The organism is Shewanella sp. MEBiC00475 (assembly GCF_005234075.1).
In the GTDB taxonomy this organism is placed as follows: Bacteria; Pseudomonadota; Gammaproteobacteria; order Enterobacterales; family Shewanellaceae; genus Shewanella; species Shewanella polaris.
The window spans coordinates 1,247,123-1,259,980 of record NZ_CP039928.1; the positions used below are offsets into that span (position 1 = coordinate 1,247,123).

12 protein-coding genes are annotated in these 12,858 nt (G+C 39.2%); 9 read left to right on the forward strand and 3 right to left on the reverse strand.

Annotated elements, in window-relative coordinates; all coding sequences use genetic code 11:
- Positions 1-149 precede the first annotated feature (149 nt).
- From FCN25_RS05510 to lipA, 4 genes are all read left to right on the forward strand, one after another.
- Positions 150-1,361, forward strand: a complete 1,212-nt coding sequence (locus tag FCN25_RS05510) for a serine hydrolase (protein WP_175405829.1) — start codon at positions 150-152, stop codon at positions 1,359-1,361.
- 156 nt (positions 1,362-1,517) lie between these two features.
- The gene (gene ybeD, locus FCN25_RS05515) at positions 1,518-1,784 is read left to right on the forward strand and encodes a DUF493 family protein YbeD (RefSeq protein WP_137222718.1); all 267 of its coding nucleotides are present in this window, start codon (positions 1,518-1,520) and stop codon (positions 1,782-1,784) included.
- A gap of 101 nt (positions 1,785-1,885) precedes the next feature.
- On the forward strand, positions 1,886-2,536 hold the full coding sequence (gene lipB, locus FCN25_RS05520; protein ID WP_137222720.1) for a lipoyl(octanoyl) transferase LipB: 651 nt from the start codon (positions 1,886-1,888) through the stop codon (positions 2,534-2,536).
- A complete protein-coding gene (gene lipA, locus FCN25_RS05525; RefSeq protein ID WP_137222722.1) occupies positions 2,536-3,501 on the forward strand; it encodes a lipoyl synthase in 966 nt (321 codons plus the stop codon). Before lipB ends, lipA begins: the two co-directional genes overlap by 1 nt.
- 112 nt (positions 3,502-3,613) lie before the next feature.
- Here lipA and rimI read toward each other — a convergent pair whose 3' ends face one another.
- From rimI to FCN25_RS05540, 3 genes are all read right to left on the reverse strand, one after another.
- The gene (rimI, locus tag FCN25_RS05530; protein WP_137222724.1) at positions 3,614-4,093 is read right to left on the reverse strand and encodes a ribosomal protein S18-alanine N-acetyltransferase; all 480 of its coding nucleotides are present in this window, start codon (positions 4,091-4,093) and stop codon (positions 3,614-3,616) included.
- Complete coding sequence (locus tag FCN25_RS05535; RefSeq protein WP_137222726.1) at positions 4,059-4,430, reverse strand: hypothetical protein; 372 nt, start codon at positions 4,428-4,430, stop codon at positions 4,059-4,061. The genes rimI and FCN25_RS05535 overlap by 35 nt, the downstream gene beginning before the upstream one ends.
- A 158-nt stretch (positions 4,431-4,588) precedes the next feature.
- The gene (locus FCN25_RS05540) at positions 4,589-5,467 is read right to left on the reverse strand and encodes a helix-turn-helix transcriptional regulator (protein ID WP_254693723.1); all 879 of its coding nucleotides are present in this window, start codon (positions 5,465-5,467) and stop codon (positions 4,589-4,591) included.
- A gap of 242 nt (positions 5,468-5,709) precedes the next feature.
- Between FCN25_RS05540 and FCN25_RS05545 the strand changes: the two genes are divergently transcribed.
- The 5 genes from FCN25_RS05545 to FCN25_RS05565 all read left to right on the forward strand — a co-directional run bounded on the left by FCN25_RS05545 (position 5,710) and on the right by FCN25_RS05565 (position 12,854).
- Positions 5,710-7,077 carry a sigma-54 dependent transcriptional regulator gene (locus FCN25_RS05545; RefSeq protein ID WP_137222730.1) on the forward strand — a complete coding sequence of 456 codons (1,368 nt, stop codon included), beginning with the start codon at positions 5,710-5,712 and terminating at the stop codon, positions 7,075-7,077.
- Between the two features lie 370 nt (positions 7,078-7,447).
- A complete protein-coding gene (locus FCN25_RS05550; protein WP_254693724.1) occupies positions 7,448-9,487 on the forward strand; it encodes a TonB-dependent siderophore receptor in 2,040 nt (679 codons plus the stop codon).
- Positions 9,488-9,496: 9 nt separating this feature from the next.
- Positions 9,497-10,495, forward strand: a complete 999-nt coding sequence (locus FCN25_RS05555) for an ABC transporter substrate-binding protein (protein WP_137222732.1) — start codon at positions 9,497-9,499, stop codon at positions 10,493-10,495.
- Entirely contained in the window at positions 10,486-11,532 is a 1,047-nt protein-coding gene (locus tag FCN25_RS05560) for an iron ABC transporter permease (RefSeq protein ID WP_137222734.1), read from the forward strand. The genes FCN25_RS05555 and FCN25_RS05560 overlap by 10 nt, the downstream gene beginning before the upstream one ends.
- Positions 11,532-12,854, forward strand: coding sequence for an ATP-binding cassette domain-containing protein (locus FCN25_RS05565; RefSeq protein WP_137222736.1), 1,323 nt, complete (start codon positions 11,532-11,534; stop codon positions 12,852-12,854). The genes FCN25_RS05560 and FCN25_RS05565 overlap by 1 nt, the downstream gene beginning before the upstream one ends.
- The last annotated feature ends 4 nt before the right edge of the window (positions 12,855-12,858 follow it).

Consider the following 12,858-nt stretch of genomic DNA (forward strand, 5'->3'; position numbering starts at 1 on the left):
GGCTTCATTAACGTTCATTTACATTGTATGAATGAAGCTTAATGCGAAATGACTGCCTACTAATGTATAATCAACAAATTGTATAATCGATAAAATTATACCGCTTAATTTTTGTCTTTTCTTCGACTAACAAGAGACGTGCCAACTTCATGATGACTTCCAAAACTGCTCAATTAACAACAATGCTGATAGCATCAGTTGTCTGTTTTTCTTCACTAGCAGCAACTCCACAACCAGATATACGTCCAACGCCAAATCGCGCACCTATGGTGACACCAGATGCACCAGGTGTTGCAGCCAAAGCTTACGTGCTCATGGATTATAATTCTGGCAGAATCATTGCTGAAGAAAATGCTTATGAGAGTTTAAACCCTGCAAGTCTAACCAAAATGATGACCAGTTATGTGATTGGTCATGAACTCCGTGTCGGTAATATTACGTTAGATGACGATGTCACCATTAGTAAAAATGCTTGGGCAAAAAACTTCCCTGATTCATCAAAAATGTTCATCGAAGTGGGTAAAACAGTCAAAGTTCACGATTTAAACCGCGGTATTATCATTCAATCAGGTAATGATGCTTGTGTTGCTATGGCAGAACATATTGCCGGAACAGAAGGTGCATTCGTTGATTTAATGAATTCATGGGCCAAGCAATTGGGCATGAAAGACAGCTACTTTGAAAACTCTCATGGTTTAGACTCAGAAAATCATAAAACCACCGCTTATGATATGGCGATACTCGCGGCAGCATTAATTCGAGATGTGCCTAACGAATACAAAGTTTATTCCGAAAAGTCATTTACCTATAACGGCATTAAGCAATATAACCGTAATGGATTATTATGGGATAAAAGCTTAAATGTTGATGGAATTAAAACCGGCCATACCTCGGGCGCAGGTTACAACTTAGTCTCATCTGGTACTAGCGATGGTATGCGTCTTATTACAGTCGTCATGGGCACAGCAAGTGAATCAGCACGTAAGGCAGAAAGTAAAAAATTACTCAATTATGGTTTCCGTTTCTTTGAAACCATCACACCATACAAAGCTGGCGATACCTTTGTCACTCAAAAAATTTGGTATGGCGATAGAGAAACCGTTGATCTTGGTGTCATGACCGATACTCCTATTACCCTTAGTCGTGGTAAAGCAAAAGATTTACAAGCCAATTTTGAATTAACTAAACCATTAGCAGCTCCGCTAGCGAAAGGCGAAACTGTAGGCCGAGTATTTTTCCAACTTGATGGAAAAGACATCGCTCAGTTTCCACTGGTCACCTTGAATGAAGTTCAAGAAGGCGGTTGGTTCAGTAAGTTAATGGATTATTTCAAACAAATGTTCGCAAGTTGGTTTGAATAATTAAATAGATTTACTTGATTCACTAATTAATTTATTAGTGAATCAACTAATTAAAGCCGCCTAATCTGCGGCTTTAATTTTTTAAGATCTGTCAGGCTTGAATCCGTTATAATAGCCACCATATTAGTAATATCAAACACAGAATCGAGTAAGCTAATGTTAAATACAACGTTTGACCAAGTAATGGAATTCCCTAGTGCATGCCTTTTTAAAGTGATTGGCGAAGCAGATGATACCTTAGCAGATCGTGTTGTTGCTGTTGCACAACAAATTACCCCGGGTGATTATGCTCCAACAGTTAAAGCATCGAGTAAAGGTCATTACAATTCAATCACAATCCGTATTACTGTGACCAGTAAAGAGCATATTGAAAAAGCGTATATAGATCTTGCCGCCATTGAAGGTGTAAAACGCGTACTGTAAGCGCCAAAAAGGGTCATCATTACTCATAAACTTGAGTATAATGCTCAACAATTAATTTATTAAGTGGATACACACCATTCATCTGGTGGGAGACGTTGCCCTTGCAAGCACAAACACTGCACATTCGCCACCTTGGTATGCAGGACTATGAATCAACATGGCATGCAATGCAGCAATATACCGATACTCGCGATAGCGACAGCCAAGATGAACTTTGGATAGTTGAGCACCCACCCGTATTTACCCAAGGCCAGGCTGGCAAAAGCGAGCATATACTCAATCCAGGTGATATTCCGGTTATTCAAGTCGACCGAGGTGGTCAAGTTACCTATCACGGACCGGGACAATTAGTGGTTTATCCACTTATTGACATCAAACGTAATAAAATAGGTGTTCGTCAATTAGTGAACAATATTGAGCAAAGTATTGTTGATATGCTCGCCTATTTCGATATCAATGCGTATGCAAAAGCTGATGCTCCAGGTGTTTATGTTACAGAGCGAAAAATTGCTTCTTTAGGATTACGTATCCGCAAAGGTTGCTCTTTTCATGGCTTAGCATTAAATGTCGACATGGATTTAGCACCGTTTCAACGTATCAATCCTTGCGGATATGCGGGTTTAGAAATGGTGCAATGTAAAGCATTAGGTGGACCCAAAACCGTGCTTGAAGCTGGCGATAAATTAATCCAAACCTTTAGCCAAATTATGGGCTATCAACAACTTGTACATCATCAAGGATTAGCAGAATAATGAATAGGCCTGAAAGATTACAACCAGGTGTCAAATTACGTGATGCCGAGAAAGTCGCCCGAATTCCTATAAAAGTCGTGCCATCAGAGCGCGCAACTATGCTGCGTAAACCAGATTGGTTGCGAGTTAAATTGCCTGCATCAAACCAACGCATTCTCGATATAAAAGCAGCATTACGTAAAAATGGATTACATTCGGTTTGTGAAGAGGCATCTTGCCCAAACTTAGCAGAATGTTTTAACCACGGCACGGCGACCTTTATGATCCTTGGAGCAATTTGCACCCGTCGCTGCCCATTCTGCGACGTAGCTCATGGCCGTCCATTAAAACCTGATGCTCAAGAGCCACAAAAGCTCGCACAAACCATTAGAGACATGAAACTAAAGTATGTTGTTATTACTTCAGTCGACCGTGATGATTTACGTGATGGTGGCGCACAACATTTTGCTGATTGTATTCGCGAAATACGTTTATTAAACCCAGAAATTAAGATTGAAACTCTGGTTCCAGATTTCCGTGGCCGTATTGATGCCGCTTTAGATATATTAGCCACCGAGCCTCCTGATGTGTTCAACCACAATTTAGAAACCGCTCCAGCTCATTATCGTAAAGCGCGTCCAGGCGCAAACTATCAGTGGTCATTAGATTTGCTTAAACGCTTTAAAGAGCGTCACCCAACTATTCCGACCAAGTCTGGTTTAATGATGGGATTAGGTGAAACTAACGAAGAGATCGCTGACGTATTACGCGATCTTCGCGCCCACAACGTAGAAATGCTAACACTGGGTCAATACTTACAACCGTCTAAATTCCACCTACCTGTTGAACGTTATGTTCCACCAGCTGAATTTGATGAATTGAAAGCATTAGCCGATGAACTTGGCTTTACCCATGCTGCCTGTGGTCCATTGGTTCGTTCAAGCTATCATGCAGATTTACAAGCACAGGGCAAAGAAGTTAAATAACTATCTTTACCTGCATAAAAAACAGCGCTAATATAGCGCTGTTTTTTTGTCTAAAAGTTTAAATAAATCTACTGTCTGCAACAATACTCAATATCACACTCAAAACTCAACATTAAACCAAAGACAAATCCATTAAAATGGCATCTTCATTACCTTCATCAGTAGCATAATAATTTTTACGTCGGCCAGACTCAATAAAACCCACTTTCTCGTACAATCCTTTCGCCACAATATTTGACTGTCGTACTTCTAACATTACCACCACAGCATCGGCTTGTTTAGCATCATCAAAAACCTGTCGAATAAGCAATAAACCGAATCCTAAACCTTGGTGAGCAGGATCAATACAGATATCAAGTAATGTCGCTTCATCGAAAATTTGCTGCACCACCGCAAAACCCAATAACTGACTTTGTTGCTTCAAACCAATAATCCGATACAAGGGGCCAAAACAATCAGCTAAGCCCGCTTTAGACCAAGGGTTAGTATGTGCCTTAGCTTCTATATTCGCCATCTCAGGAACATCATCAAGCGTAAGATTAACTATGGTGTATGATTCAGTGTTGTGCACAGGTACCCTCCACATCGACATCAGATTTATTGATATGCAGTATTATTTGCTGCCACAGTTGGCGTTTCTCATCGGGGTGAATCAATAAGTCACTAACAGGCGCACTAACTACCCAAGCAACACGAGGACGAGTTTTTACCTTACGCATATCCCAAACAACCTGTGGACCCTTGATCATTTCACAATCAAACTCGCACTGATCAATGTCAACGTTCAATAAACCCAGTACATCACTAATCAATGTTTGATCCGATAAATCAGCATCAATATCATGCAGCACTAAATAAGGCTTTAACGGTTTATCGGCACAACGCCAGCGAGTAATATTCATCGCATCTAAAAAAACAGATTTATCCATCGAACTCTCAAAACAAGGACACAGAGTAAGCATAACAGTTAAGCAAATAAGGTTGTGCAGTTATTTATTATGACTCCATACAAAAATTCAGATAATAAATACATAGTAAAGCCGATATTGTTACGTAAATATGAAGGGGAAGTCTCTTAAAAATCGAATTACTGCCCATTCCAAATGATTTTTCCGCTTTCCCCAAGTTGATAACCCGTTAGCATATTGGCTAATTGTGCTGTTTGAGGTTGTTTTAACAACTCTAATAATGCTTGCAACTGACGCCTAAAAAAAATACTTTGCGACATAACAAAGTCAAACGACTCCGTTAGTTTGGGAATGAAGTGCAGGCCACTTTCAACAGCCACAGCTTGGCAACCGAAGCCAATATCAGCATTTCTACGTGCTATATAACCCGCTAATTCGCGTTCTGATTGAGCCGTTGCGCTAAACAATAACTCATTGGGATTAACATCTTGTTGCATCAACCAATGTTCTAAATGCCGCTGACTCCCAGCCCCTTTTTGGCGAGAAACCCAACGTAATGGTTGTAGCGATGATTTAGCTTTGTCATCAAACAATGATGCCATTTCTTGACGGACCATTAAGCCTTGTTGACGCTCAAAGCCGCTCACTAAGACCCATTGAGGATGATTAGGGAAGCTTTTAAGTAAAGAATACAAGCTGTCTCGGTTACCTTGTTGGCTTTCCCAGTGGATACTACAAACATCTGCATACCCTCGAGAGAGCAACTCCAAGCCTAGCGTCGACCCCGTGGCACTATAACTAATTATTTCTTGATGATTTCCTTTAGACATTAGCTGTGCAACTAACATTGAAAGGAGTGGATCATCACTGCCAGTAATATGCATTCTGTCAGAAAGCATCCCACTATGACATGAGTCCATTAACCATCTATCTATTAACACTTTAGGAAATAACCATTTACCAGTAACTTTAGTTGCAGGTAAAATACGGTGGCTAGCCATTGAATAAACTTTTTTCTCATTTAAGTCTAAGTAATCAGCAACTTGTTTCGTACTCATATATATAGCACTTGAATCAATAGGCATAGTATTCCTACAAGTAGTTAGATCCCAAATAATTCTATCATTTTAAATTTTTTAGCTCTTAGCTACAAATACCAATCAAATAATTTTGCAGTTCTGTGGCCAATGTTCGATTTATGGAGCTTGTATTTAAAATCAGCTTTAGACATCATATTCTTGTTCAATTTATGATTAAATATCACCAAAAGATTAATGGCTTAAGAAAATGGTAAATACCAATGAATAATAACAAATCACCTAGCTATATTGCTGATGCTGCGGTATTAGTTATTGAACCCGATCTTAACGCTTGGAAAAAACTTGACCCTATTCTAAGGCTATACTTTGGTTTTGTTAAGCATACCAAAACAGCTGAGCAGGCCAAGGTGAGTTTTCGACGGTTTCATTTCAACTTAATCATTATAGACTCGACATTATTAAAAGAGTTTTGGCAGGCTTTAACAGATAACAAACAACAACTAGACACTCTCCATACCGTACATTCAAATACTAGAGATGATATTACTGAATTGTGCTTTCCGCTTAGCTTTATACTAACGAGTCGATCTAACGAACCAGAATTAATTATTGAGGCTATGCGTATGGGTGCATGCGACTTTATAGCTAAGCCATTGTTTCACGAGGATGTTGAGCGAGCAATTACTCATTGGCAATTTCGTTTATCCCATAAAAAAATCACAAATATAACCAACAATTGCAATAAACAGCATTCATTATTTATTGGAGAAAGTGAAATAATTAAAAATATAAGGAAAAACTTATATGAGATCAGCCTTAATCATCATCCTTTACTTATTGAAGGAGAAGCTGGGACAGGGAAAAAACTCGCAATTAAACAGTTAGAACTCTTTTCAGCATCTCAAAGCCAGATGATTAATATTGATTGTCGAGCTCCATCCCTAATAGATTGGCATAAACTTGCAAACTGTTGCACACAAACCAAACTACAGACTTTTTTAGTCATAACACATATAAATTTGCTTTCAATTACAGAGCAAACTCAATTATTACACCTTTTAAATAGCACAGTATTAAAAAATAACTCACTTGTACGTCTTATTAGTTTAAGTCAATCATCATTATTAAATCTGGTAAAAAATAAGACATTTTTAAGTGATCTTTATTACCGAATTGCAGTGGTTAATATTAGTTTACCCCCACTGTCTCAACACCCAGAAGATATTGTTACATTAGTAAAATTTTTCACTAATAACTTATTAATGGCTATGGACAAAAACTATGGTCAAATTCTGTCTCGTTTTCAAACTTGGCAAGCATCAGACTTTTTAAGCCTTACTGAACACAATTGGCCAAATAATACGCAAGAACTTAAAAATACTGTAGAAAAATGTCTGATACAGAACATCACACCTCAACATTATTTTATGCAAACTCAACGAAATGAGTTGGAGCGAACGCATAATGAGCATGACTTCCCTATTGAATGGAGCCTCAAGAAAATTGAAAAGGCCCATATCCTTCGAGTCATGAATATTTACCAAGGTAATAGAATATTAACCGCAGAACACCTAGGCGTTGCTCGTAAAACCATCGACAGAAAATTAAAAGAGTGGAAACAAGATTGATCATTGTTCACTCTGAATTACTAGGTCAACTTACTTCCCCCTCCTGATAACTGCTAATCATCTTTGCCTCGGCTTTCAAAAAAGGACAATTTGTCCTTTTTTGAATTTCCATTTTCCATTTGCTGGAATTTTGCTGCCTTGGTTGTAATTCTAATTGGTCAATCTTGAATTGTAACAATGCCATCGTGACAATACGCACATTTATATCGGTCTTAATATAGAGACGGCTTATAACCCAGCAATGGGCATTCCGGTCCTTTATACCGATGTTGAAACCCGAAATATAAATGATGCTAATAACGCCCTTTAAAATGTAGCTGAATAAAGTTTCTACAGGCAGATGTTAATCAATATTGAACAAATGGGATCTATGATGACTAGAACAAAAAAAACCAAAATTGCTATTGCTGTTTGCAGCTTACTGACCTGCCAAATAGCAATCGCCAGTGATGAAAGTGATGTATTTTCTTTAGGCGAAATTATTGTATCAGGACAGACTGGTGTTAAAGATATTGCAATTAATAACACCATCACTGAAGAAAAAATCCAACTAGTTGGTGCTAAAACGGTTGCAGATGCACTTGATTATGTTCCTGGAGTGCATACCGCTCAGTCTAGTAAAGGTGAAAAATTTATAACCATTCAAGGGTTTGAACAAGATAAAATATTAATCCTTCTTGATGGCGTGCCATATTATGAAACCAATTACGGTCAATTAGACTTAAACCAAATTCCTGCAAGTATTATTGCAAAAATTGAAGTTACTAAAGGTGCATCATCGGTACTGTATGGTCCCAATGGCATGGGCGGCGTGGTTAATATTATTACCAAAAAAGGTCAAAATGGAATTAGTGGTGACCTTGACGCCTCATTAGGACAAATGGGGCAAAATAATGAATCAGCATCCATTAGCCTAGGTAAAAATGGATTTAGTTTATTTGCAACGGTAAATCACCGTGGCCGCGACTCCATGAGAATGTCTAATGACTATGAACCTGTACTTTCAGATGTAAAAGATAAGTATGGCGACTTACCTAAACAAATGATTGTTGAAGATGGTGACAAGCGTGAAAACTCATCTTATGACTCTACTAATATCTGGGTACGTGGCGGATATGCTAACGAAAACAGTGAAATTTTTGCCAGTGTTTTTAATCTAGATACCGAACGAGACCTTCCTTACAATACCCGCAATAACAAAGTCTTCAGTGATTTCAGTAGTTTTGCAAACATTTCTGAATATAAAGATACCGGGGTAGATTTAAGTGGTCTGCATCGTATTAATGATTCACTAACCCTGCGAGCATTAGCTTATTATCACACCCATAATGACAGTTATGACTCTTATGATACACCTGAGCAATACGTAAAATTAGCGGTGAGTAGTTACAGTGATTATACTGGCGGCGGTGCACTATTTGCGGATATGAATTTAACGGATTGGAATAACTTAAGCGTATCGGTTAACTATAAAAATGATGTACATAAGAAAAAGAATGTCGCTTATGTTGACCCTGATGAATCTCACGGTTACGAACGTTCTCAATTAGATACGTTAAGTTTTGCCGCTGAAGATACAATGACATTTGGGGCGCTCAATGTTGTTGCAGGAATGGCATGGCATAAACAAACGGTTGGAGAAGACCGCGGGATTGATGCGGACACAAACGAGGATGATTCAGATACTTTTGATCCGAGCTTAGGCATGAGCTACACCTTTGATAATGCGGGGCTTGTTTATGGATCTATCGCGAAAAAAACACGTTTTGCTACCTTCTCAGAGATGTTTGATGATACGGGTGCTCGCCACGACTTAAAACCTGAACGTAATACAAGCTATACAATAGGTTGGAAAAACGATCTTACTTATAATTGGTTAAACAATATTGATATTGGTCTTTTTTATCACGACGTTAGCGATAAAATAGTATCAATTTATCAAACAGATCCTGACAATCCTGATTGGGATCTAGAGGTATATCAAAATGTTGGTACCTCAGAAATTTATGGACTAGAAATTAGCACCATTAGCCAACTTTCAGAAAACGTGAACCTATCACTCGATTATAGCTACACGCACGCCCGCAACGAAAGTGAAGATCGTGACTCCGACTACTTCCGAGATATCCCTAAAGATTCAATAACAGCGATTTTAGATTGGTATCAACCAACTTTAGATATTAGCAGCAATCTACGCGTTCGTTACCGTACAGATATCCTAATTGATGAGCGTTCAGACGAATGGGAAAGCGATACATTGACCATCGATATGGGCGTTAAGAAAGCATTTACACCGCAATTTTCTGCATATGTAAACCTCAATAACGTTTTAGACGAGTCGCACTACGAAGGATACGGCCAACCAAATGAAGGCCGTTCTTATGAAGTCGGCGTTAAATATCGTTTTTAAGGATAATGAATGCCTAACATACTATTAAGTATTGTAGCCATTTTACTTTGTGGTCTTTCAAGTGTATCGGCAGCGCCGATACACTTGATTGATCAACAAGGTCGTGAAGTGGTATTACAAAAACCTGCAGAGCGAATAGTCTCAACCTTTACCCCAGCTAATTTATTTTCCTTAAGTTTAGGACTTGCAGATAAATTAGTAGGAATTGGTGGCATGACTAAAAACTCACCGTTTATCAATAAGCAACTAGGCAATCGTGAACCTTCGGTTGTTGGTAGTCGTTCAGCTGGCACCAGTTTAGAAACCATCATTGCGTTAAATCCAGACTTAGTTTTAGTCTTTGGCAAAAAAGACGGTTATAGATTAGCAGACCGTTTAACCTCATTAGGTATTGCCTGTTTAATCATCCAACCAGAAACGTTCTCAGAAGCTCAACAGGTGCTTGATTTGCTGGCTAAAGCTACAGGGACTCAAGATAAAGCTGCGCAAATTGCCGCTGAAAACCTGAGATTAAAAAACATTATCAACACGGGTTTGGCTGGCTTATCTAAAGAACAAGGTTTACGCGCTTATTATGTCAATAGCTCAGATTTATACCGCACTGCAAGTGAAAAAATGTTCCAACACCAATTAATGACTATAGCTGGTGTCGATAATGTCGCTAAAAATATTCCAGGGTTTTACCCTAAAGTGAATGTAGAACAGCTATTAATTTGGCAACCACAAATTTTAGTTAGGGAATCTAATGACTCTTCCAAGGTTGACGAGCAACTGGCTCAATCTTTAGTGTCCCCATTAAGCAAATTGCCACAAATAATGTTACCTAAAGGAAGCTTTTGGGATATGCCATCGCCAATGGCAATGGCGGGCGCGCTTTACATTGCGGTAAATGCTTATCCAGAACAGTTTAAAAATGTTGATGCAAACGCAGAGATTGCTCGTTTCTATCAAGTTGCTTTTGGTGATGAATGCTTATCACCTTTACAAAGTATGTCTACATGCTTGTAAGCAATAAACATAAACTACGCCCTATTCAATGGGCTGTTATTGCAATCATTATTGTATTAATTGGGTTAACTGCCGGCCGGTTTTCAATTAATCCTAGTGACTTAGTTAGCGCCATTAAGAAACTGCCATCTATATTGAGTGATTTAATCATGACAGGGCAAATTTCTGAAGAGTTAACCCAACAAGAACGCATCATTTTACTTATTCGCTTCCCACGATTACTCACCGCATTAATTGTAGGTGCCGGCCTTGCTGTTTCTGGAGCAGTCTACCAAGGAGTATTTCGTAATCCGTTAGTTTCGCCTGATATTCTAGGAGTCGCTTCTGGCTGTATGTTCGGTGCAGCAATGGGCCTTATTATGCCTGGCAGTAGTTGGATTACAGTTCAAGTACTCGCTTTTGTATGTGGGTTATCAGCCGCTTGTGTTGCTATGTTTATGGCCAAAAAGTTTGGCAGTAATAGCATATTGTTGATGTTAATGACCGGCATTATTATAGGTTCGATATTCGGTTCTGGTTTAACCATGCTAAAAGCACTGGCCGACCCCTACGGGGAATTACCGGCTATTGTCTTTTGGTTAATGGGATCCTTGTCTGCAAGTAGCTGGAGTACAGTCGCTCAACTGGCTATTCCTGTCGTGCTTGGCTATGGCCTAATTCACTCTTTACGTTATCGTTTGAATGTACTGTGTTTAGGTGATCAACAAAGCCGAAGTTTAGGCGTTGAACCTGAAAAACTACGTTTGGTATTGATTGTTATTAGTTCTTTCATCGTGGCATCTTGCGTTGCAACCGTTGGCCAAGTTGCATGGATTGGGTTAGTTGTTCCGCACATGGTTCGCACTTTTACGGGAGCTAATAATATGCGCGTAATCCCTCTTTCCACCGCTATCGGCGCTATTTTTCTACTGTTAGCCGACAGTGTAGCAAGATCAAGTTTCACCATGGAAATTCCCATTGGGATCGTAACCTCCTTAGTTGGCGCGCCTTTATTTGCATTCTTACTATTCCGTTTTCGCCAAGGAGGGACTTACTAATGCTAAAAGCATCAGGTATTAGCTTCTCTATTGGAGATAAGCTTTTATTAGACAATGTCAGTTTTGAGCTCAAACCCGGTGAGTTTTTAGCCATTTTGGGCGCTAATGGTGCGGGAAAAACCACATTGATGAATTGCTTATGTGGGTTAACACATCCAAGTAATGGCTGTATATCATTAAACCAACGTCCATTAAGTGAAATGTCTCGTGCAGACATAGCCATGCAAATGGCACTGGTTCCTCAACAACAAGAAACTGCTTTTGCGTTTACCGCATTAGAAATGGTGGTGATGGGGCGAACACCTTTTATTTCTACTTTTGAGTCGCCATCAGAGCAAGATGTTATTGATGCAAAAAACATCATGCAATTATTAGATGTAGAAGGATTGGCTAAAAGTGATTACAACCGCCTGTCTGGCGGTGAGCGCCAGTTGGTTTTATTAGCAAGAGCACTATTTCAAAGTAATCGTTTATTGTTGCTTGACGAACCGACAAACCACCTTGATTTCCGTCATCGTTATCAAATATTGACTCAAGTTAAGCGCAGTTGTATTGAATTTAATACTGCTGTTATTGCCATTTTACACGACCCAAATCTTGCCCAACTTTATGCAGATAAAGTGCTGCTGCTAGAAGATGGCAAGGTGCTCAATTATGGTGAGCGAGATATGGTCATGACGAGTCAAAATATTAGCCGCCTTTATGGTGTTGCCGCAACTAGCTATCAAGTCGCGGATAAAGAGTTTTTTATTCCACAAAATGTATTAGGCCAACATCCTAGCAAAGTGTTGATTATTACCGGTGAAAGTGGCAGTGGCAAAACAACGGCACTAACCGAATTGATTCAACAATGTCATATAAACCACATCCCTCTAGCAGGAATACTCTGCCCTGGAGTGATGAAAGAAGGACAAAGGTTCAGCAGCGATATTATTGATATTGCAACCAATGAACGTTGCTTGTTCGGTCACCGTACAGGTGTGCTTGATAATAAAACCAACACTCGATTTTCTTTTACCGAGCAAGGGATGGCATTAGGGATAAAAGCATTAACACCAAAAAGTATCCACAAAAAATCGGTCTGTATCATAGATGAGATTGGTCCAATGGAACTAAATGGACAAGGATTCGGCCACCAAATAGCCCCATTATTAGCCATGAATCAAAGTCGACACATTTGGGTGGTTCGGCCTAATTTAGTCGATCAAGTTTGCCGACATTGGTCCTTAAATAAGCCTCAAATCGTCAATATTAAAGATACTGATGTACTGAACAAATTAATGCGATTTGTGAATAATAATGAGCACTATACCAAGGCCTAATGAC